Source organism: Guyparkeria halophila, from assembly GCF_034479635.1.
Lineage (GTDB): Bacteria > Pseudomonadota > Gammaproteobacteria > Halothiobacillales > Halothiobacillaceae > Guyparkeria > Guyparkeria halophila.
Map to the genome: position 1 here is coordinate 220,416 of NZ_CP140153.1, position 20,734 is coordinate 241,149.

Annotated in this window: 24 protein-coding genes; 6 read left to right on the top strand and 18 right to left on the bottom strand. The window is 67.5% G+C overall.

Going from position 1 to position 20,734, the window contains the following annotated elements:
* The first annotated feature begins 6 nt into the window (after positions 1–6).
* The gene (locus SR882_RS01020; RefSeq protein ID WP_322521499.1) at positions 7–396 is read left to right on the top strand and encodes a RidA family protein; all 390 of its coding nucleotides are present in this window, start codon (positions 7–9) and stop codon (positions 394–396) included.
* Here SR882_RS01020 and SR882_RS01025 read toward each other — a convergent pair whose 3' ends face one another.
* The 9 genes from SR882_RS01025 to SR882_RS01065 form a co-directional block, all read right to left on the bottom strand.
* Positions 397–1,422, bottom strand: a complete 1,026-nt coding sequence (locus SR882_RS01025; RefSeq protein WP_322521500.1) for a DUF2157 domain-containing protein — start codon at positions 1,420–1,422, stop codon at positions 397–399.
* 80 nt (positions 1,423–1,502) lie between these two features.
* Complete coding sequence (locus SR882_RS01030; protein WP_322521501.1) at positions 1,503–2,234, bottom strand: DUF481 domain-containing protein; 732 nt, start codon at positions 2,232–2,234, stop codon at positions 1,503–1,505.
* Positions 2,235–2,446: 212 nt separating this feature from the next.
* Positions 2,447–2,755 carry a BolA family protein gene (locus SR882_RS01035; RefSeq protein ID WP_322521502.1) on the bottom strand — a complete coding sequence of 103 codons (309 nt, stop codon included), beginning with the start codon at positions 2,753–2,755 and terminating at the stop codon, positions 2,447–2,449.
* Positions 2,756–2,883: 128 nt separating this feature from the next.
* Positions 2,884–4,902 carry a putative bifunctional diguanylate cyclase/phosphodiesterase gene (locus SR882_RS01040; protein ID WP_322521503.1) on the bottom strand — a complete coding sequence of 673 codons (2,019 nt, stop codon included), beginning with the start codon at positions 4,900–4,902 and terminating at the stop codon, positions 2,884–2,886.
* Complete coding sequence (locus SR882_RS01045) at positions 4,899–6,206, bottom strand: PfkB family carbohydrate kinase (protein WP_322521504.1); 1,308 nt, start codon at positions 6,204–6,206, stop codon at positions 4,899–4,901. Before SR882_RS01045 ends, SR882_RS01040 begins: the two co-directional genes overlap by 4 nt.
* Positions 6,207–6,245: 39 nt before the next feature.
* Positions 6,246–6,812, bottom strand: coding sequence for a metallophosphoesterase family protein (locus SR882_RS01050; RefSeq protein ID WP_322521505.1), 567 nt, complete (start codon positions 6,810–6,812; stop codon positions 6,246–6,248).
* Positions 6,778–7,980, bottom strand: coding sequence for an SO_0444 family Cu/Zn efflux transporter (locus tag SR882_RS01055; RefSeq protein ID WP_322521506.1), 1,203 nt, complete (start codon positions 7,978–7,980; stop codon positions 6,778–6,780). Before SR882_RS01055 ends, SR882_RS01050 begins: the two co-directional genes overlap by 35 nt.
* A gap of 81 nt (positions 7,981–8,061) precedes the next feature.
* On the bottom strand, positions 8,062–8,778 hold the full coding sequence (locus tag SR882_RS01060; RefSeq protein WP_322521507.1) for a LytR/AlgR family response regulator transcription factor: 717 nt from the start codon (positions 8,776–8,778) through the stop codon (positions 8,062–8,064).
* Positions 8,775–9,878 carry a sensor histidine kinase gene (locus tag SR882_RS01065; protein ID WP_322521508.1) on the bottom strand — a complete coding sequence of 368 codons (1,104 nt, stop codon included), beginning with the start codon at positions 9,876–9,878 and terminating at the stop codon, positions 8,775–8,777. The genes SR882_RS01060 and SR882_RS01065 overlap by 4 nt, the downstream gene beginning before the upstream one ends.
* Before the next feature lie 210 nt (positions 9,879–10,088).
* Here SR882_RS01065 and argH point away from each other — a divergent pair, with 210 nt between their 5' ends.
* Positions 10,089–11,501 (top strand): argininosuccinate lyase, encoded by a 1,413-nt coding sequence (argH, locus tag SR882_RS01070; RefSeq protein WP_322521509.1) that lies wholly within the window; start codon positions 10,089–10,091, stop codon positions 11,499–11,501.
* Positions 11,502–11,524: 23 nt separating this feature from the next.
* On the opposite strand, the gene SR882_RS01075 is transcribed toward argH, so the two are convergent.
* The 4 genes from SR882_RS01075 to SR882_RS01090 all read right to left on the bottom strand — a co-directional run bounded on the left by SR882_RS01075 (position 11,525) and on the right by SR882_RS01090 (position 13,292).
* Positions 11,525–11,815 (bottom strand): type II toxin-antitoxin system RelE/ParE family toxin, encoded by a 291-nt coding sequence (locus SR882_RS01075; protein WP_322521510.1) that lies wholly within the window; start codon positions 11,813–11,815, stop codon positions 11,525–11,527.
* Positions 11,812–12,036 (bottom strand): addiction module protein, encoded by a 225-nt coding sequence (locus SR882_RS01080; protein ID WP_322521511.1) that lies wholly within the window; start codon positions 12,034–12,036, stop codon positions 11,812–11,814. The genes SR882_RS01075 and SR882_RS01080 overlap by 4 nt, the downstream gene beginning before the upstream one ends.
* Before the next feature lie 267 nt (positions 12,037–12,303).
* Positions 12,304–12,564 (bottom strand): hypothetical protein, encoded by a 261-nt coding sequence (locus tag SR882_RS01085; RefSeq protein ID WP_322521512.1) that lies wholly within the window; start codon positions 12,562–12,564, stop codon positions 12,304–12,306.
* Positions 12,565–12,653: 89 nt separating this feature from the next.
* Positions 12,654–13,292 carry an alpha/beta hydrolase gene (locus tag SR882_RS01090; RefSeq protein WP_322521513.1) on the bottom strand — a complete coding sequence of 213 codons (639 nt, stop codon included), beginning with the start codon at positions 13,290–13,292 and terminating at the stop codon, positions 12,654–12,656.
* Positions 13,293–13,432: 140 nt separating this feature from the next.
* Between SR882_RS01090 and pdxH the strand changes: the two genes are divergently transcribed.
* Together pdxH and SR882_RS01100 are read left to right on the top strand one after the other, a co-directional pair.
* The gene (gene pdxH / locus SR882_RS01095; RefSeq protein WP_322521514.1) at positions 13,433–14,080 is read left to right on the top strand and encodes a pyridoxamine 5'-phosphate oxidase; all 648 of its coding nucleotides are present in this window, start codon (positions 13,433–13,435) and stop codon (positions 14,078–14,080) included.
* Positions 14,077–14,799 carry a uracil-DNA glycosylase gene (locus SR882_RS01100; protein ID WP_322521515.1) on the top strand — a complete coding sequence of 241 codons (723 nt, stop codon included), beginning with the start codon at positions 14,077–14,079 and terminating at the stop codon, positions 14,797–14,799. The genes pdxH and SR882_RS01100 overlap by 4 nt, the downstream gene beginning before the upstream one ends.
* 216 nt (positions 14,800–15,015) lie before the next feature.
* On the opposite strand, the gene radC is transcribed toward SR882_RS01100, so the two are convergent.
* The 5 genes from radC to SR882_RS01125 all read right to left on the bottom strand — a co-directional run bounded on the left by radC (position 15,016) and on the right by SR882_RS01125 (position 18,713).
* A complete protein-coding gene (gene radC / locus SR882_RS01105; protein WP_322521516.1) occupies positions 15,016–15,687 on the bottom strand; it encodes a RadC family protein in 672 nt (223 codons plus the stop codon).
* Positions 15,688–15,732: 45 nt separating this feature from the next.
* A complete protein-coding gene (locus SR882_RS01110) occupies positions 15,733–16,584 on the bottom strand; it encodes an HvfC family RiPP maturation protein (protein ID WP_322521517.1) in 852 nt (283 codons plus the stop codon).
* Between the two features lie 58 nt (positions 16,585–16,642).
* Positions 16,643–17,500 (bottom strand): HvfB family MNIO-type RiPP peptide maturase, encoded by an 858-nt coding sequence (locus SR882_RS01115; protein WP_322521518.1) that lies wholly within the window; start codon positions 17,498–17,500, stop codon positions 16,643–16,645.
* A 142-nt stretch (positions 17,501–17,642) separates the two neighbouring features.
* Positions 17,643–17,888, bottom strand: a complete 246-nt coding sequence (locus tag SR882_RS01120; protein WP_322521519.1) for a hypothetical protein — start codon at positions 17,886–17,888, stop codon at positions 17,643–17,645.
* 219 nt (positions 17,889–18,107) lie between these two features.
* Complete coding sequence (locus SR882_RS01125; RefSeq protein ID WP_322521520.1) at positions 18,108–18,713, bottom strand: thioredoxin family protein; 606 nt, start codon at positions 18,711–18,713, stop codon at positions 18,108–18,110.
* Between the two features lie 187 nt (positions 18,714–18,900).
* Here SR882_RS01125 and hemC point away from each other — a divergent pair, with 187 nt between their 5' ends.
* Both hemC and SR882_RS01135 read left to right on the top strand, forming a co-directional pair.
* Positions 18,901–19,869: a hydroxymethylbilane synthase gene (gene hemC / locus SR882_RS01130; protein WP_322521521.1), complete on the top strand. Its 969-nt coding sequence runs from the start codon at positions 18,901–18,903 to the stop codon at positions 19,867–19,869.
* A gap of 4 nt (positions 19,870–19,873) precedes the next feature.
* Positions 19,874–20,683 carry a uroporphyrinogen-III synthase gene (locus tag SR882_RS01135; protein WP_322521522.1) on the top strand — a complete coding sequence of 270 codons (810 nt, stop codon included), beginning with the start codon at positions 19,874–19,876 and terminating at the stop codon, positions 20,681–20,683.
* Positions 20,684–20,734: the final 51 nt, after the last annotated feature.

Consider the following 20,734-nt stretch of genomic DNA (forward strand, 5'->3'; position numbering starts at 1 on the left):
GAGACCATGAGCCGACGCGAAATCATCCACACCGACGACGCCCCGGCCGCGATCGGCCCCTATTCCCAGGCCGTGCGTGCCGGCGATACCGTTTACCTCTCCGGGCAGATCGCCCTGGACCCGGCCAGCATGACGCTGGTCGAGGGTGGCATCGAGGCGCAGACCCGGCGCGTGTTCGACAACCTCACCGCCGTCTGCCGCGCGGCCGGTGGCGAGCTTGCGGACGTGGTCAAGCTGCAGATCTACCTGCCGGACCTGTCGCACTTCGAGACCGTCAACGGCATCATGAAGGAATACCTGAGCGAACCGTTCCCGGCTCGCGCGGCGCTGGGGGTACGCGCCCTGCCCAAGGGCGCCGAGGTGGAAATCGACGGGGTGATGGTCCTCCCCGACTGATTACTCGATCTCCTCGAGCAGCCGCCGCAGCCGTGCCGGCAGCCAGCCGCGCAGGGTGGCGGTGATCCCTGCCTCGTGGCGTTGCCAGAGCACCCCGCCAAAGATGATCCCCAGTCCGGTGAAGGCGAGGATCGCCGGGAAGGCAAGCGTGTCTTCGAACAGCCTCGCCAGGTGGCCCAGGTAGGCGGCCACGCCGAAGGCACCGAACACGGCAAGGGTTCGCCGGCGCAGCGCCGCACCGATCCCGATCAGCCCCAGGTGGACCAGCAGGTAGGCCAGCGCGCCCAGCTCGCTGTCCGAGTCCATGGCAGTCAGCCCGCCGGAAAACGCCGCCACCCCCGCCAGGTAGAGCCAGAAGGCCCAGTCGGGCCGCCGCCCGCCGCGCAACTCGATGCCGAACGCAAGCACCAGCATGGCCGCGCCGGAAAGCACCGAGACCAGCTTGCGCATCTCCCAGCGTTCCTCCCACGTGTCGAACAGGAACGGCACCAGGTCCATCTGCAGGTACCAGAGCGTGCATGCCACCAGGAAGACGAGGAACGGCAGACGGTAGCGCCACAGGGCGACGGCCGCGACGGCCAGCGTGGCGAGCTCCATGAAGATCCAGCGCCAGTCGATCCAGCGATGGTAGTCCGTCACTGTGAAGGGCCCGCTCCACACGCCCAGGATCTGCTGGATGCTGAAGACGACGATGGGCGTCATCGAGATGGCGAAGGTGAGGGTTACCCCGGCGGGAATCATCAGCCCCTGGTCGAGGAATCGGCGCGTCAGCCCCAGCCCGAGCAGGGCAAAGCCGCCGGCGAGCACCAGCATCGGCCAGCCGGACCAGGCATCCCAGGCCTGGCCGATGAACAGTCCCAGCGCGGCCATGGCGACAAAGCCGCCCAGGTAGTAGAGGATGTGTGCCGCACGGAAACGCGGCCCGCTTTCCTGCTGGCCGAGGTACGTCCAGAGCGCCTCGGCGGTTTCCGGTTCCAGTACGCCGTCTTCGGCGGCCCGCATCAGGTCCCTGCGGTGAACATCCATATTCCTTCCTTTCGCTACCGATCACGTCGTCCCGACCTGATCATACCCCGGACTGGTCGACCGGCTTCGGTCCGTGCCCCCTAGCGGAAGTCGTAGACCAGGTTGATCGAGGTGTAGGTATCGGTCTTCTCGGTGCCCGCCGGCACATCGGTGTTGTGCAGGATCGTGTAGGACAGCTTCATCGCCAGCGTCTCGGTGAGCGAGGAAGACAGGCCGGTGACCGACTCGATCTCGGTGTTGTCCTGGCCGGCGAGCACCGTGACGTCCTGGTTGAACTTGGCGTAGTCGGAGAAGCGGTACTCGAAGCCGCTCGAGAGGCGGGCGATGGCGTTGGTCTCGCGCTCGCCGGCCTCGGTCTCGGCGATGCGCATACCCGGACCGATCTCGGCGTCCCAGGAGCCACGCTCGGAGATCCACAGCTTGCGGCCGTAACCGGCGGCGACGCTGGTCTGGTACTTGTAGCCGGAGAATTCGTCGTGGGTGCCGCGCAGTACGCCGAACAGGTAGTCGCGTTCGGTCAGCGCATAGTTGCTTTCGAACTCCCCCAGCGTCCGGTTGGCCGTGTCCTCGCCGTCTTCGCTGGACTGGAGGGTCTCGAGGCGGAACCGGTGGGTCCAGGGGCCGGTCACGTAGCCCAGCTTGAGCTTGCCGTTGATGGTGGAGGATTCGGTGTTGCCGGTGGTCATCGAGGCGCCCAGCTCGGCCGAGCCGGTCCAGCCGTTGTCGGTCTCGCCGTCAGCGGCCGTGACCGGCTGGATGGTGAGCGGGGCCAGGGCCAGCGGCGTGGCCAGCAGCAGGTGACGGGTCTTCATGGGAAACTCCTGGTGAATTGGAACGGATGCGATCAGGTCGTCAACGTCGTGCCCCAGACACAAAAATGCCCCGAGTCGGGGGCATGGGCATGACGACAATTGGCGGGGAGCCTAGTCGGTCGATTCACCGTTGTAAACGAAACCGACGGTTTTCGTCGGGTTACGTTCGGGCCCGCTGCGGGCGTCCATTCCACGCAAAAACGCGGTCCCGGTCAGTGGCCTCCGCCCTGGCAGGCCGGCGAGGCCGGGGCGTCCTGGCGCTCCTGCCACTCGGCGGGGCTGTACGTGTGCAGGGCCAGGGCGTGCAGGCCCTGCTCGAAGGCCGGCTTGAGCGGGTTCTGCGCCAGTCGGTGGCGGCGGATCAGGGGCAGGCCGTCGAATTGCTCGCTGACTACCACCACGCGGAAGTGGCTCTCGACGCGGTCGCCGGCGTGCTGCGTCGACTCGTCGGTGATCTCGAGATAACTCGGCTCGAGCGTATCGCGCAGGGTCTGCTCGATCCATTGTGCACGTGTCGTCATGGGGTCGGGCCTCTTGGCAAAAGGGGTGTTCAGGGGAAAGGTCGGCGCGAAGCCGGCGCCGCTCCGGCCGGTCGAGTCGACCGTGGCTGAGGCGCACGCAGCGGTATCCGATTCGGGCCGGCCGGCGCTTACAGCAGTCGCACGCCCAGCAAGGGGCGGATGGCCTCGGCGACCGTCGGGCGACCGATCAGGTAACCCTGGAAGGAGTGGCAGCCAAGCGCGTCCAGCAGATCGCGCTGATCGGCGGTTTCCACCCCTTCGGCGATGATCTCGAGCGACAGGGCGTTGCCCATGGCGATGATCGCCCGGACGATCTCCAGATCGTTGCGGTCGCCGAGGATGTCGCGCACGAAACCCTGGTCGATCTTCAGCCGGTCGAACGAGAACCGCTTGAGGTAGCTCAGCGAGGAATAGCCGGTGCCGAAGTCGTCCAGCGCCAGCTTCACGCCCAGTTCGCGCACCGCATCCAGCATCGTTGCCGCCTGTTCAGGGTCATGGACCAGCGCGGTTTCGGTGAGTTCCAGTTCCAGTCGCTCCGGGGGCAGGCCGGATACCTCCAGGGCGCGGGCGACGCGCTCGGCAAAGCAGCGGGCGTGCAACTGAACGCTGGAGACATTCACCGAGACGGTGATCGCCTCGCCGGTCTCGCGGCCCCATTCGGCGGCCTGGCAGGCCGATTCGGTCATCACCCAGCCACCGACCTCGACGATCAGTCCGGATTGCTCCAGGAAGGGGATGAAGTCCTGCGGGCCGCACTGTAATTGCGGATCGGGGGCGTCCCAGCGCAGCAGGGCCTCCACGCCCGTGACGGCCAGGCCGAGGGCGTCCTGCTGGATCTGGTAGACGAGATGGAAACGCTCGTTTTCCAGGCTGTCGCGCAGGGCGCCCAGCATCTCCGAGCGCCAGATCTGTCGCTCCGAGAGCTGTGGACTGAACACCGCCACGGGCTCGCGTTCGTTCTTCTTCGCCTCGAACATGGCCGCATCCGCCTGGGTAAGCAGCTGGGCGATGTGGCGGCTGTGGGACGGCCAGTAGGCAATGCCGGTACTGGCGGTCAGGATCAGGTTGGTGGTCTCGAGCTCGAAGGAGTGACGCACCAGCTCGCGCAGCGCCCCGCCCAGCACCTCGGGGCCATCGCTGGGTTCGACGTCGCCGGCGAGGATGGCGAACTCGTCGCCGGCGAGCCGCGCGACCAGCCAGTCCTGCTGGGCACCCAGGTCGCGCAGTCGGTCGGCCATCTGGCGGATCACCCGATCGCCCTCTTCGTGCCCGTGGCAGTCGTTGATGCTGCGGAAACGGTCGAGGTCGAGCACCGCGACCGCCGCGTGACGGTTCTCGCGGCCCAGTTCGTCGAGACGGCGCTGGGCTTCGATCTGGAAGAAGCGACGGTTGTAGAGATGGGTCAGTTCGTCGTGGATGGCCAGGTCTTCGTATTCGGCCTGGGCGCGCAGCTGGGCGGTGATGTTGCGCGCGATCACGATCATGGCATGCCGCTGGCCGTCGGCGTCGAAGACCGGTTGCTTGATCGTGTCGAAGACCTGTTCCTCGCCTTCCGGCGATTTGATCACTTCGCTCTCGCGATGGAGTTCATTGGCCTTCCAGGCGCGCTCGTCGGATTGGCGGCAGAAGTAGAAGGCATCCCGGAAGGCCGGTTCGGTCAGCTCGGCTAATGAGTCGTCGCCCTGCCCCCACCAGGGCAGGCCCTCGAGGCGGAACAGGTCGAGCGCCGCCTGGTTGGCCAGCAGCCAGCGCCCCTGGCCGTCCTTGATCTGGATCACGTCTGGACTGGCGTCGATCAGCAGGCGGACCAGGCGCTCGGTCTCGGCCAGTGCCGATTCGGCGCGCTTCTCACCGGTGACGTCCTGCAGCAGGTGCAGTTCACGTGGGGTGGCGGCGGGATCGGGATGCGATCCCAGGTGAAGGTGGCGATAGATGCGGTGGTCCGCATCCTCCCTGGTCGGATGACTGAACAGCCGAGGAGAGGTGTCACCCTCGCGGTCGTCGAACATGCCCTCGAGCTTGCTGCTGGCCGGCATCGCGCGCGCCGCCCGATTGATCAGGCACAGCCGGCCGTCGGCATCCCGGCCCACCAGCGGGTCCGGCAATGCCTCGAGCCAATGCGAGATATCGTGTTGGCGATCCATCATCCCCGATCCTTCATCCCATTGGGCTTCTCAGCAAGCGCCCCCGAGGGCGTTTCTCGTTCATCTCGCCGAGTTGCACGATCGGCCAGGTAGAGGCGGTTGCCGATCTGTTCCAGATCGACGGGTTCGAGCCGTTGCCCTTCGCAGGGACCGGCGGTGCACAGGCCATCGTCGAGACGGAAATAGGCCTGATGCACGTTGCATCGCAGCTGTCGCTCACCCTCGCGGGTTTCGAGAAAATCGTGCCGATCGCGCGACAGCGGCGAGCCGTTGTGCGGACAGACATTGCGCCAGGCACAGACCCGTTCGCCCTCGCGGACCACGATCAGTGGTGCCGGTCCGCCGGACGACTCGCGCCCCTGCGGCCAGATGCCCAGGGCGTCGACCGGCTCGAGGTCATCAAGCCGGCAAAGCAGGTCCGGGTCGGCGGCCGGGTCGTCGGGTCCCAGCCCGGCCAGTCCGGCCTGGGACAGCTTGCGCTCGGCCAGTCGCACGGCGAATTCCAGCGACTCCAGCGACCCCATGCCGCGTGCGCGGGCGTGGATGAATCCGGCGATCAACGTGTCGCCGGCGGCGATGCTGTCAATGATCGTATCGACCGGTTGGGCCGGAACATGAGCGGGCTCGTCCTCGTCGGGGCGTGACAGCCAGGCCCCGCCGCTGCCCCAACCGAGCACCAGGATCGCCTGCGGCGCCCAGCCACGGGCCTCGCGCAGGAAGGCCGCCGGCTGATCGAAGCCGCGGCCGCGCGCGAAGGCGGCGGAGAAGAAGATGATGTCCGGGAACGACCAGAGCTGGTCGAGCGCCGGGCGATCCTTCTCCACCTCCAGCGAGATGGGTTGGTCGGTGACCCGTGCCCGGACCAGCGCGAGCATGGCGGCGGTCTCGTCGCAGGCGCGCGCCTCGAAATGCAGCCAGTCGTATTGGCTTGGGTCGAGGGCCATGAACGCGCCCAGGTCGAATTCCGGCAGATCGCGGTAGTGCACGATCGTGCGGCTGCCGGTGGCGCGGTTGACGGTGATGTAGGACGTCGGCGCGTGGCCGTCCACCCGGCGCGCGTGGCGGGTCTCCAGGCCGTATCGATCCATCAGGTCACTGATGCGCCGCCCGTCAGCATCCTCGGCCAGCACCCCGGCGAAATCACAGGGATGGCCGAACTGACGCAGCACTCGCAGGCTGTTGGCGACATTGCCGCCCAGCTCGACCCGCTGGGACAGTGCGCGCTGCTCGCTGTCCTCGGCCGGGTAGTGATCAAGCTCGTTGATGATGTCCAGCGTGGCAATCCCCACGCCCAGCACGTTCGCCATGAATCGAGAGTTTCCCTTGGTGACGATTCCCGGAGGAGTCTACGTGTCCCGGCCGCGCTTGGGGAGAGTCATGACCTCGACCCACCACTCGTCCGCGGTGGCGGTCAGACGCAGAAAGCCGATGCCGCCGAAGGCCCGCTGGCGCCCGGCGGCGCCCGGATTGAGGATCCAGGGGGTCGTGTCGGTGTCGATCACGCGGCGATGGGTGTGGCCGTAGACGATCGCGCGCGCCTCGGGATGGCGGCCTCGCAGTCGCTCGTGGCGGCGCCTGGCGGGGTTGACGCGATGCCCGTGCTCGACCACCAGCAGCCCGCCGGGCAGGGTCAGGTACGCCTGTTCGGGCAGGGTGTCGAGCAGCGCCTCGGTTCCTTCCGGCCACTGGTCGGGGGTGTCGTTGTTGCCGCGCACGACCACCACGTGGCCGCTGGTCGGCGTGAGCTGGCGCAGTTCGCCGGGATCGAGCAGGTCGCCGGCATGGACGATCACGTCCACTTCGGCCAGCAGCGGCAACAGGGCACGCTCGAGCGTGCCGTGCGTGTCGCTGATCAGGCCGACCGTGACCCGGTCGCGGTCACCGAGATCCATCCCGGTCTTGTGAACACCCACAGGCTCCCTCCCCTGATCCGTGGCCTGGCACCCGCCGGGCCGGCCGGCGGCGCCAGTAGGCGTGAATGGTGACGGAGGCGAGCACCGCCAGCGCGGCCAGCCCGATCCCGTTCGCGTCCATGGCATGGTCGGCCGCCGCGCCGCTCGGCAGGCTCCAGTCGAACACGCCCCACAACAGATCCAGGCTGATCCCGGCGACCAGGGCGCAGGCGATCACGGTCACGAGGTACACCCCGATCAGGCGATTGCCGAAATGCTTTCTCAGTATGCCGAGCGTGCCGATATTGGTCGCCGGTCCGGCCAGCAGGAACACCAGCGCCGCCCCCGGCGACATGCCGGCGACCAGCAGGCCGGCGGCGATCGGGGTGGAGGCGGTCGCGCAGACGTACATCGGGATGCCGATCACCGCCATCAGGGCATAGCTGCCCACCAGCCCCCAGGCGTTGTCGAAAAAGCCCTCCGGGATCAGCACCACCGCGGTGGCGGCGATGGCCAGGCCAAAGACCATCCACGGCACGATGTCGATCAGCACCTGGCCGAAGGCATAGGAAAAACCACCGGCGAGGCGCTCGCGGGTACCCGGCGCCGCGGCGTCCGTCGTCGTTGGGCTGCCGCAGCAGGCGTTCGACGTGGATTCGCCCTCGTCGCAATGGCCGGTGCTCGACGGGTTGGAGTCACAGCAGGCGGCGGTGGGTTTGCTCTCCTCTCCACCACAGCAGTCGGTGGCGACCGAGTCGTTTGTCGCGGCTGACTCGGGCGTCATTGACCCGGCCAGCCGGCCGCTGATCAGCCCGGTGACGATCGCGCCGATGATCGCCGCGATCGGGCGGGCGATGGCATAGACCGGCCCGAGCAGCCCATAGCTGACGCTGATCGAGTCCGGCCCGGTCTCCGGTGTCGCGACCAGGAAGGCCATCGACGGCCCGCGCCCGGCACCGGCGTCCTTCAGCCCCAGCACCGCCGGCACCACGCCGCAGGAACACAGCGGCAGCGGCGCGCCGATCAGCGAGGCCCGGACGATCGCGCCGGTCGACTCACCCGAGAGGTATTTGACGATTGCCAGCTGGTCGGAGAATGCCTTGATCAGCGCGGCGATCACCAACCCCAGCAGCAGCCAGGGGGCGGCCTCCAGCGTCAGGAACCACAGCTCGTTGAACCATTGCATCATCGCGGCATACCTCGTGGGCCTTGCGGGGCCGTGTCACTCCCCGACAGGTGGTCCACAAGTGTCGCACAAATGAAACAGGGCTCAGTCGCCCAGGACCTCGCGCACCGAGCGCCAGGCGCGTCGGCTGATCATCAGCGGCTCGTCGAGGTGATGCACATGGCAACGATGCTGGCCGTCGTGATGGCTGACCGAGTGGATCTGCGCGGCGTTGACCAGGCTGTTGCGGTGCAGGCGTAACAACTGGCCGTCGAAGCGTTCCTCGAGCTCGTTGAGGCTCGGCTCGATCCAGGCCTCGCGGCGCCGGCCATCCGCCGGGTCGAGTAGGTAGAGATGAGTGGCCTTGTCCTCGGCCATCGCCGCGACCACGTGTTCGGGCCCCAGCCGCAGTTCCTCGCGGCCAAGGCGCACGGTCAGGGTCGGTCGCCGGGTCTGCTGGCAGCGATTGGGCCGGCCGGCGCGCTCGACGGCCGCGCTCAGGGCCGCCGGCTCGATCGGCTTGAGCAGATACCCGGCCGGGGCGGTCTCGCTGGCGGGCAGGGCATGGTCGGCATGGGCGGTGGTGAAGACGATCGCCGGCGGCAGGTCGGCCTCGCGCAGGCGATGGGCCAGCTGGATGCCGTTCTCGCCGGGCATCTCGATGTCGAGAAACACCAGATCGGGCACCTGGCGCATGGCCGCGCACGCCTCGTCGGCGTTGCCGGCCTCGCCGACCACCTCGATGCCGCCGAGCCGGCCGAGCAGTCGGCGCAGCCGAGCGCGGGCCAGCGGCTCGTCGTCGACGATCAGGGCGCGCATCATGTCGCCGTCCCCTTGCCCGTCCGCGGGATCACCAGCTTGACCCGAAAGCGCCCGTCGACCGGTCCGGCACGCAACGAGGCCGCCTCGCCGAACATCAGCGCGAGTCGGTCGCGGATGTTCGCCAGTGCCATGCCGTTGCCCTCGCTATGATCACGGCCATGGCGATCGGGGCCGGCCACCCGGTCGTTCTCGATCACGAGACTGATCGACTTGCCCCCTGCCTGGCACTCGACCCGAATCGGGCCGGGGGCGGCCTGGCGCTCGACACTGTGGCGCACGGCATTCTCCACCAGCGGTTGGAGGGTGAGCACCGGCAACTGGGCCTCGGGTAGCGGATCGGGCAGTTGCCAGTCGACGTGCAGGCGTTCGCCCAGCCGCCAGCGCTCGATCTCGAGATAGCGCTGCGCCAGCTCGAGTTCCTCGGCCAGCGAGCTGGACGACTCCGCCGCCAGGGCCGCGCGGAAGACGCGCGAGAGATCCAGCACCGCCTGCTCGGCCGCCTCCGGGCGGTCATGGACCAGCTCGGCCACCGTGTTGAGGCTGTTGAACAGGAAGTGCGGCCGGATGCGGGCGTGCAGCGCCGACAGCCGCGCCTCGGCGGCGGCGTTGATCTGGCGGGCATTGCCCAGGTGCAGCGAGAACACCCAGATGCCGATCAATCCCACCAGCAAGGCGATGGCGAGGTTGTGCAGCAGGAACTGGCCGGCGGTTTCCTGCGGGCGCCAGCCGATCGACTGCAGGGCCCCGAAGGCGGCCGCGCTGGTCACGGCCGTGACCGTCAACAGCAGCAACACGATGACGCCCAATAGCAGCGCCAGCGGCGCGCGATCCAGCCAGCGCCGCGTGGCGCAGAGCAGGGCCACCGTCACCAGCGCGATCCAGGTCACCAGCCACAGCGTGGTGCCGAAGCGTGCCCAGCGTTCCGGCCCCACCCCGGGCACCAGGGTCAGCAGCAGCGAGAGCGCCGCGCCCATCGCCAGGGTGATCAGGATCACCCGCGCGGTGCAGAAGGCCGGCAGGGCGGCGGGCAGCAGCGCGCGGTCGCCGACATTGTCCCGGCGGGTCGGACCTTGGTCTGGATTGGATGATGAGGGCTGCAAGCGGCGACTCCTTTCGCGTCGGTGGCCTGACGGGGTCTATCTTGCCTCAGGAGCCGTGTCACGAATAGGAACGTCGCTGCCGAGAAGCGGGTTCGCTGCGGTTCGAATCGCGCGTCAGGCGCCAGCGGGTGGCTGCGATATACTCGCGCCATTCCGAAGGCGGCCCCGCGTGGCCGATTCGACGCGAAACCGTATTCCCCGAGGACAACCATGACCGATCGCGACGACAAGCCAGCCGCCAAGCTCTGGGGCGGCCGTTTTTCCGAGCCCACCGACGCCTTTGTCGAGGCCTTCACCGCCTCGATCGGCTTCGACCAGCGCCTCTACGACGAGGACATCACCGGCTCGATCGCCCATGCCCGCATGCTCGCCCGCGTCGGGGTAATTACCGAGGACGAGGCCAAGAAGATCGTCCGCGGGCTCGAGGACATCCGCGGCGACATCGAGCGCGGCGACCTGTTCTGGTCGGTGGAGCTCGAGGACGTCCACATGAACATCGAGGCGCGCCTGATCGACCGCATCGGCGACGTCGGCAAGAAGCTGCATACCGGCCGCTCGCGTAACGACCAGGTCGCCACCGACATTCGCCTGTTCATGCGCCGGGCGGTCGACGCGATCATCGAGGAGGCCAACCGCCTGCGCCGCGGGCTGACGGACCTGGCCGAGGCCGAGGCCGACACCGTCATGCCCGGCTTTACCCACCTGCAGGTCGCCCAGCCGGTCAGCTTCGGCCATCACCTGCTCGCCTGGCACGACATGCTCGAGCGCGACGTCGAGCGCCTGATCGACACCCGCAAGCGCATCAACATCATGCCGCTGGGCTCGGCCGCGCTCGCCGGCACCTCCTACCCGCTCGACCGCGACTGGGTGGCCAACGAGCTCGGCTTCGACGGCATCAGCGAGAACTCGCTCGACGCCGTTTCCGATCGCGACTTCCAGATCGAATTCCTCTCGGCGGCCTCCATCCTGATGATGCACCTGTCGCGCATGAGTGAGGAGCTGGTGCTGTGGACCTCGGCGCAGTTCAACTTCATCGAGCTGCCCGACCGCTTCTGCACCGGCAGCTCGATCATGCCGCAGAAGAAGAACCCCGACGTCCCCGAGCTGGTGCGCGGCAAGACCGGCCGCGTCTACGGCAGCCTGTTCTCCCTGCTCACCTTGATGAAGAGCCAGCCGCTGGCCTACAACAAGGACAACCAGGAGGACAAGGAGCCCATCTTCGACACCGTCGACACCCTGATGGGCTCGCTGCGCGCCTTCGCCGACATGATTCCGGCCATCCAGCCCAACCGCGAGCGCATGCGCGAGGCCGCCCGCCAGGGCTTCTCCACCGCCACGGACCTGGCCGACTATCTCGTCCGCCAGGGCGTGGCCTTCCGCGATGCCCACGAGATCGTCGGCAAGGCCGTGCGCCAGGCCACCGACAAGGGCTGCGATCTGGCCGACCTGTCACTGGTCGAGCTGCAGGCGCTCTCGGGTCACATCGGCGAGGACGTCTTCGACGTGCTCACCGTCGAGGGCTCCATGGCCGCCCGCGACCTGCCGGGCGGCACCGCACCCAAGCGCGTCCGCGCCCGGGCCGTGGCGGCACGGGCGGCGCTGGATGCGTTCAAGATCGCCTGAGCCCATGCTGTCCCGGCAAGGGGTTAGCGGCGTTCTTTCCAATAGCCGGGCTGGCGGTGCAGGTGCATGACCGCCAGTACCAGCAGTTCATCCGCGTCGTGGACGTAGAGGACGCCATACGGGAATCGTCTTGCCAACGTTCGTCTGACGGTCTCGTCGAGGCGTGGCCATGCGTGCGGGTACTCGACGGCACGCTGGACCGCCGAGTGAATTTCGAGGGCGAAATCCTGACCGAGTCCCGGCTCGAGCGATTCGTAGTGCATTGCCGCGTGTTCGAGTTCTTCCGCGGCGGCCGGGTGAAAGGCAACCCTCATCCCCGCAGGCGATCCGAGAGGTTGCGGAACACGTCATCGCTGGCAATCGGGGTGGCAGAGCCGGACCGGATTTCTGCCAGCCGTTTGCGGGCCTCTGCCGCCCACTGATCATCCAGTTCGGTCTTGGGCTGGTTCAGGCTTCTGAGCAGGGAGTCGACTAGCAAGGCGCGTTCCTCCACCGGAAGGGATGTCGCCTCGTCGAGCAGTTGTTTGGTGTCCATCGGTTGCCTCCGGTCTTGCGCTTTGGGTGAGTATGCCTCATCGGGGAGGACACCTTCGAGGTGCTCAGCCTCGAGGCCCCCATCGCCGTCCGGGTCCTGCCGGGCGGCACCGCGACCAAGCGGGTCCGGGGCGGTGGCGGCGCTGGATGCGTTCAATATCGTCTGAAAATGACTGTTTTTTCAGTGTTGAACGCAGTGATTGTTGGTGGTTTCTTCGAGGGGCGGCGATCTAAACTTCCTGAGTTGGTTTCGGCCTGTGAAACTCATCTAAGCGTCGTTTTTTTTGCCGATGGTCCCGATCACGAAAAACAGCGACCCGCAGAGTTCGATCACAAACCAACCGACGATTGGGAAAGCGAGAGGGACCCCGGAAATAGCGCCCACTTCAGCGATAAATAGATAGAAGATTGTTGCGACGAGTAACGAGAACGTCAGCAACATTCTGCCAAAGATCACGATGGCTTTGCCGAAAGCGGCGAGTGTGGATCCGCGGGTGTCCAGTTTCTCTGCGAAAATGAATTTCAACATAAGGCTACTCCTTGCCTCGTTCTTTGGATTGTGTCCATGCATTCAAGGGCCTAGGTGTGTTGGTCAATTCCCTACGACATCTGGTCCAATTAACGTGCTCCTTGTTTGTTCAAATAATCGTTTAACCACTCTGTGATGTCCTGCAGTTCTTCCGGCAAGATGCCGTGCTCCACCGGATAGTGCTGCTCGGTCACATTCGAGAGCCCGCAGTCCTGCAGGAACGCATTGACCATTCCGGCGGCGCGCACCGGGATCAGGTTGTCGTGCTCGCCGTGGCCGATGAACACCGCCGGGTCGCGGCCGTCGGTGGGTCGGACGATCTGCTCGGGGGCGGGCAGCCAGGTGGATAGCATCACGGCGGCCAGCGGCGGTCGCGGCAGGGTCAGCATCAGGCGGTTGGCGAGCACGCCGCCCTGCGAGAAGCCGCCGAGGATGTAGGGATCGTCGCCGACCGTGTCCTGGACCTGCTGCTGCAGGTCGGCGGTGATGCCGGCGAGGCTGTCGCGGTCGGCCTCGATGCCGCCGTTGTCGGCGATCAGGTCGAACCAGCTGGGCATGGGCAGCCCGCCGTTGAGCGACACCGGCGAGACCGGCGCGTCCGGGCGGTGGACCTGCCAGTGGTGGTCGGTCAGCGCCACGCGCTCGGTGATCAGGTCGCTGATCGGCGCAAGGTCATCGCCGTCGGCGCCGAGGCCGTGGAACAGGAACAGGTGCAGCGGTCGGCTCATTGTCCTTCGTCCTTTCTGAAAGCATGTGGTTCGTCCAATCGGTCCCGGGCCTGACCCGCTGAGCCGTTGGCGAACCGTGCAGAGGTTCCCTATAGTCTCGCACGGTAAACATTGACCTTCAGCGACCTTCGGGAGTACCCATGGCGGGCGAATTCGATCACCGTGCCGACCGGCGCGACTACCTTCACGGCGAGCTGGATCGCCACGACCTGGCCGTCGACCCGGTCGACCAGCTGGCCAGTTGGTTGATCGCCGCGCGCGAGGCGGGCAACTTTGATCCCACCGCGATGTGCGTCTCCACCGTCGATGCCGAGGGCTGGCCGTCGGCGCGCTACGTGCTCCTCAAGCACTTCGACGCCCGCGGCCTGTGTTTCTACACCGACACCCGCAGCCGCAAGGGCCAGGAGCTCGATGCCAACCCGCGCGCCGCGATCACCTTCTTCTGGCCGGAGGTCGACCGCCAGGTGCGCGTCGCCGGCACCGTCGAGCGATTGTCCGACGAAGACAACGAGGCCTACTTTCGCCAGCGCCCGCGCGGCTCGCGGCTGGCGGCGATCACCTCCACCCAGAGCGCGCCGATCGAGTCGCGCGTTGCGCTGGAGGCGCGCTTCGAGGAAATGGCCGAGCGCTACCCGGAAGGCGAGGTACCACGCAATCCCGCCTGGGGCGGCTACCGCGTGGTGCCGCGCGAGTGGGAGTTCTGGCAGGGCCGAGCATCGCGGCTGCACGATCGCTTCGCCTACGTGCGGGATGGTGACAACTGGGCCATCGAACGGTTGATGCCGTGACGGAAGCGGCCCTCGAACGCGTCCAGATGGAGCCGGCGTGGCGCGAGGCGCTCGCCCCGGTGCTGCTCGATACGCCCATGCAGCAACTGCGCGAGCGGCTCATCGAGCAGGGGAAGAACGGCACCGTTATCCACCCCAAGCCCGACGAGTGGTTCCGCGCCTTCAATCACACCCCGCTCGAGCAGGTGCGGGTGGTCATCCTCGGCCAGGACCCCTACCCCACGCCGGGGCACGCCAACGGGCTGTGCTTTTCCGTGCGCCCGGACGTGCGCCCGCTGCCGAAGTCGCTCTTGAACATCTTCAAGGAGCTGGACACCGATCTCGGCATCCAGAACAGCAACGGCGATCTCACTCACTGGGCCGACCAGGGCGTGCTGCTGCTCAACGCCGTGCTCACCGTCGCCTCCGGTCAGCCGGCCTCGCACCAAGGCATGGGCTGGGAGGCGCTGACCGAGCGGGCCATCCGCGTGCTCGCCGAACAGCCGCGACCGATCGTGTTCGTCTTCTGGGGCGCGCAGGCGCAGAAGAAGGCCGCTCACGTTCACCGCCCCGAGCACCTGGTGATCAAGAGCCCGCACCCCTCGCCGCTGTCCGCCTATCGCGGTTTCTTCGGCTCCAAGCCCTTCTCGCGTATCAACGCCTTTCTCGAGTCCCACGATCTGGTGCCGATCGACTGGCGTACGGGCGTGGAGCCCGCCCCGGCGTCGCACGGCAACTGACCCACGCCAGAATCGCCCCATTGTGGGAGCGACCCTCGGTCGCGAATCGCGCGGGACGCGCGAGTACCGGGATCGGTTTGCCCCCGCGTTTAATCGGGACGGCCGCTGTTGCGGCCTTCGCGAGCTGGGCTCGCTCCTACAATGGGATGTCGTAGGAGCGCCTTCAGGCGCGATGGGATCGGGTGCCGCCTTGGGGTTTCGCGGCTAAAGCCGCTCCTACAGTAGGCCCCGTTCGGCCATCGATATGCAGGGGCGGCCCACCACCACGTGATCCAGCAGGCGCACGTCGATGAGATTCAGCGCCTCGCGTAGGCGTTCCGTGATGCGCCGGTCGGCGCTGCTGGGTTCGGCCACGCCGGAAGGGTGGTTGTGGGCGAGGATCACCGCGGCGGCGTTGTGGCGCATCACGGCGCGGACCACCTCGCGCGGATGGACGGCGGCCTGGTCGATGGTGCCGAAGAACAGGCGTTCGAAGGCGAGCACCCGGTGGCGGTTGTCGAGATACAGTGCGCCGAAGACCTCCTGCGTTTCGCCGTCGAGCTCGGCCTGCAGGAAACGGAATACCGCCTGCGGGCTGGCGATGTCCGGTCCGACGCGCAGTTCCTCGGCGAAGTGACGCCGGGCGAGTTCAAGGACGGCCTGCAGTTGGCAGAACTTGGCGTCCCCCAGCCCGCGGGCCTGTCCGAACTCGCTGCGTGAGGCATTGAGCAGGGCGCTGATCGAGCCGAAGTGCGAGAGCAGATCGCGGGCGAGATCGACCGCCGAGCGGCCAGTGACCCCGGTGCGCAGGAAGATCGCCAGCAGTTCGGCGTCGGAGAGGCTCGCCGGCCCACGGGCCAGCAGGCGTTCGCGTGGCCGCTCGGTGGTCGGCCAGTCGGTGATGGGCATGTGACTCCCTCCCTGGAATCGTCATGACAGATGAAGTGCGTTGGCTCAGTTGGGCAGGCGTGCCCCCAGCAGGATGCCTTGTGCCCGCCATTTTTCCAGCTGTTCGGCGGCAAAGCCCAGCAGCTCGTCGACCGGGCGACCAAAGGCCTCGGCCAGTGCGGCGACGACCTCCTCGCCGGTCTGTCCCTCTTTCTCGGTCAGGGCGAGCAGTAGTTGGGCGCTGCCGGGCGTGAGATTGAGCGCGTATGGCGCGCCGTGCTCGTCGCGGTGCAGGGCGAGGTGGTGCATGCCCGCCGGCGGGATCTCGGGCGTCTCCCCGGCCTCGAGCTTCGCGGCGAGGCGGTCGACCGGGTAGGCGGTCACCATCAGCCGGACCAGCGAGGAGACCACGGGGCGGCCGGCGAGCAGGTCGCCGGCCGGATCGAGGTCGGCCGGGGCGGGATCGGCGTCCTCGGCCATCAGGTCGAAGCGCGTCAGCTCGTAGGCCGCCAGTTCGCGCTGCCAGTCGGCCAGCCCGGGGTCTTCCTGCAGGAAATCGACGAACTCGGCCGGCAGGTCGCGCAGGATCGGCGAGTGCGCCGGGTGGTCACGGAAGAACGGTCGGGTCAGTCCCTGCCAGTCGTCATCATCGAGGCTCGCGCGCAGCGCCGGGAAGGCGTTTTCCAGCGTGCCGTCGATGTTGTTGAAGAACAGCTTGGCGTACCAGGCCATCCGCTCGGGCTTGCTGCCCGGGGGCGGCGGGTTGGCGTCCGGGTCGCGCACGTGGGCCGTGAATGCCTCCTGTATGGCGCGGAAATCCTGTGAAGGGTTCCTCGACAAACCTACTGCGCCGTCCGATTGCGGCGTCGCGTGCTCGTTCGTTCCTCGCCTATCTGCCCGATATGTCTCGTCGCTCACTGCGCGTCTCCTTGCACTCGGACGTGCTCGCGACGGTTTTCGAGGAACACGTGCATTTTTAGGCGGCCCGGCTGCCCAAGGCGCGTTCGGCGGCGCGGCGGATCTGCGCGACCTCGCCCATCAGCTCCTCGAGCGGCGGGATGTCGAAGTCGCGCTCCAGCAGCGTCGGCACCGGCCCGACGTGGCGGTAGGTGTGCTCGAGCAGGTCCCACACCGGGGCGCTGACCGGCGCGCCGTGGCTGTCGATGATCAGGTCTTCTTCGACCTGATGGTGGCCGGCGACGTGCAGGTAGCGCACCCGCTCGGCCGGCATGGCGTCGATGAAGGCGTAGGGGTCGTAGCCGTGGTTGACGCTGTTGACGAACACGTTGTTCACGTCTAGCAGCAGGTCGCAGTCCGAGCGCTCGAGGATCGACAGGATGAACGCCTGTTCGTCCATGGTGGATTCCACCGGCGAGTAGTAGGAGACGTTCTCCAGCACCAGCCGGCGGCCGAGGCGCTGCTGGACCGTGTCGATGCGCGCGACCACATGGTCGATCGCCTCCTCGGTGAAGGGGATCGGCATCAGGTCGTAGAGGTGCGCGTTGTCCGAGCAGAACGACAGATGCTCGCTGTAGAGCGCCGGTTGGTACTCGTCGAGGAACTCACCCACGGCGTCGACGAAGTCGAGGTCGAGTTCGGCCGGGCCGCCGATCGACAGCGACAGGCCGTGGGTGTAGAGCGGGTAGTCCTGCAAGAGCGCCTTGAAGCGTTCCTTGACCGGCCCGCCGAAGCGCAGCCAGTTCTCGGGGGCGACCTCGAGAAAGTCGACGTCGGGGCGCTGTTCCTCGATCTCGCGCATGAGCGGGCCGCGGCGCAGGCCGATACCGACTGGAACGTGCTGCGTGACGTTGGGGCTGGCGGACTGGGGGCTCATGGCAGGCCTCCCGGAATGCTGGGTGGCCGACGGCGGCAAGCCGTCGGCCGGGGGTGTTGGTGGGCCGCCAACAGGTAGCCGGCGGCCTTCAATTCAGTCGGGGCGACGGCGCGAGTGGGTCGGCGCCCCGTCAGAACGCGACTCAGGACTTGTCTTTGTCGTCGCCCTTGTCGTCATCGCCCTTCTCCTCGTCCATGCTGCTGCCGCACTTGCCGGCACCGCAGGCCATCTCGGCGGTCTGGAAGGTGCCCGCGTGGGTGGACTCGGAGGCGAACGGGTTGCCGTTGCCCGCGGCCATGGCCGAGGAACCGGCGATGGCGGTGGCCAGGGCGGTCGAGCCGATCAGCAGGTGCTTCTTGGTCTGGCTTTTCTTGGATTGGGCTTTCATCTCGTCAGATCCTCTCGTTGGGGTTCCCGCGGCACTGCCGCGTTGACGTGGTGGCGACCCGATGGGCGCCGACTTTCTGATCATCGCTAACCTTAGACCGTAAAACCAGAGCAAGTTGCTGTGATTTGTTAGCCCCGTCAACTGGTTGTCCGCCCACGGGTTTCCCCGCGGAAGGCTGGTGCCGTCGCCAGGCTCGTCCTGGTATCACTCGCCCTGGTGTCACTCGGCCTTGAGGTCACGGCGCGGCTGGTCGATGCCGTCGGTGCAGACCTCGAGGGTCGGATCCTCGATGCAGCGCTCAGCAGCGCGCAGGCGTTGGTCGAGATACTGCGGGTAGAAGTCCGGCACGGTCACGCCCTTGAGTTCGTCGACCACCTGCTTGCCGCCGGGGGCGAAGTAGATCACCTCGGGGACCAGCTGCACGCCCTGAAACCGGGCGAATTCCACCGGCGTGTAGGAGGTGCCCTGCCAGAGGATCTCCGGCTCGGCCGAGTCGATCTCCACCCGGCGGATGATCAGGCGACCCTTGTAGTCGGGGTCGGCGGCCATCGTCTGCAGGAACTCGTCGTCGACCGTCCGGCAGTAGCTGCAGTAGGTGGCGTGGAAGAACATGAGCATGGGGATCTGCTGCGCCTGCATATAGGCCAGATCCGCCTCGACGTTCTCCAGGTCGCTCATCAGCGGCACTTCGGTGCGCTCGGTGCCGGTCGCCGGTTCGTCGGCCTGCCCGGGCGGCGTGGCCATGCCCATGAGCAGCAGGCCGGCCAGAGGTGCCAGCGTGGCCAAGCCGATGCGACGGAGTGGAATGGGGTGTGTTGCGAGCAAGGTTTCTCTCCCGACTGGGCCAGTGGCCGCTTTGGTTCCGGATTGTATGCGTTTTCGACAATGTCTTGTCGGACGGGTTCCCCGTTGGTCCGTGTCCGACTAACGCATCCGGGTTACCATGGCGCCTGTTTATCGACGGGCTGGGCTGCGTGTCCGTACCGTCCGGTTGCCAGAATGAGGATGACAGATGAGCAAGGCATTTTCCGAGGGCCGCGTGCTGCGGATCGCCACCCGAGCCAGCCTGCTGGCGCTTTGGCAGGCGGAATTCGTGTCCGCCGAGCTGAAAAAGCGCAACCCGGGGCTTGAGGTCGAGCTGGTGAAGATGACCACCCGCGGTGACCAGCTGCTCGACAGCCCGCTGTCGAAGATCGGCGGCAAGGCGCTGTTCGTCAAGGAACTCGAGGTCGCCATGCTCGAGGATCGCGCCGACATCGCCGTGCACTCGATGAAGGACGTGCCGATGCAGTTCCCGGATGGCCTGGAGCTGATCGCCATCCTCGAGGGCGACGACCCGCACGACGCCTTCGTCTCCAACAAGTACGGCAACCTCGACCAGATGCCGGCAGGCTCCGTGGTCGGCACCTCCAGCCTGCGCCGCGAGACCCAGGTGCGCGAGCGCTTCCCGGACCTCGAGGTCAAGACCCTGCGAGGCAATATCCACACCCGCCTGCGCAAGCTCGACGACGGTGAGTACGACGCGATCATCCTGGCCGCCTCGGGCCTCAAGCGCGCCGAGCTGGCCGATCGCATCACGCATCGCCTTTCGGCCGAGGAGTCGCTGCCGGCGATGGGCCAGGGCGCGCTGGGCATCGAGGCACGCAGCGACGATGCGGCGGTGCACGCGCTGATCGACCCGCTGATCGACACGGATACCACCACCCGCGTGACCGCCGAGCGGGCATTCAACACCCGTCTCAATGGCGGTTGCCAGGTGCCGATCGGTGGCCATGCCCTGTTGGTCGAGGACGACCAGCTGTGGCTGCGCGGCCTGGTGGGTCGCCCCGACGGCTCGGAGACCCTGCGCGACGAGATCACGGGGCCGCGCGACCAGGCCGAGGCACTGGGCATCGAGTTGGCCGAGCGCGTGCTGCGCGATGGCGCCGACAAGATCCTCGCCGAGGTGGGTATCGAGACCGAGGCGCCCGATCAGGGCTGATTCGGTGACCGACCGCGACCTGCCGCCGATCCGCGAGGTCGTGCTGACGCGACCGGCCGGCAGCAATGCCGGCCTGCGCGAGGCGCTGATCGCGGCCCGACCCCTCGGGCTGCCCGAGCCGACCCTGATCACGCAGCCGCTGCTGGCCATCCAGCCACTGCGCGATGGCGGCGAGTTGCCTGCCGCGTTGTCGGCGATGGATTCCGGGGATCTCGTGGTCTTCGTCAGCCCGCGTGCCGTGGAGCTGGCCGATGCCGTTCGCCCGCTGGTCGACTGGCCGGCGCGCGAATTCGCCGCCGTGGGGGCGGCCACTGGCCGGGCGCTGGCAGGCGCCGGGCGACCCGCCACCTTCCTGCCCAATTCCTCCGAGGACAGCGAGGGGCTGCTCGAGTGTCTGCGTGATGTGCCCATGAGCGGCCGGCGCGTGTGGATCATTCGCGGCGAGACCGGCCGGGAACTGCTGGCCGAGGCCCTGGCCGCCCGGGGTGCCGAGCCACGGTTCGTCGCCGTCTACCGGCGCGCCTGTCCCGAGCCGCGGCCGCCCGTTCCGGCCGGCCCGGCCTGCCTCTGGATCATCACCGCCCCGCAGGCCCTCGACTGTTTCGCCCGACTGGCCGGCGAGACGGATGGCAGCGAGTCCGGGCTGCTAGACTCCAACCTGCTGGTCATCAATGAGCGCGCGCACGACCGGGCGCGGGCAGTGGGCGTTCGCGGGCCGATCCTTCTGGCCGGCGGACCGGGCGCCGAGACACTGGCCCGCGCGGCGTGGGAGGTGATTGCCGGCCGGCAATCATCGTCGTCGCCACGGCACTGACCGGGGGCGCGCGCCCGACCGCTTTTATCCGATCGCATCCATACTGGGGAT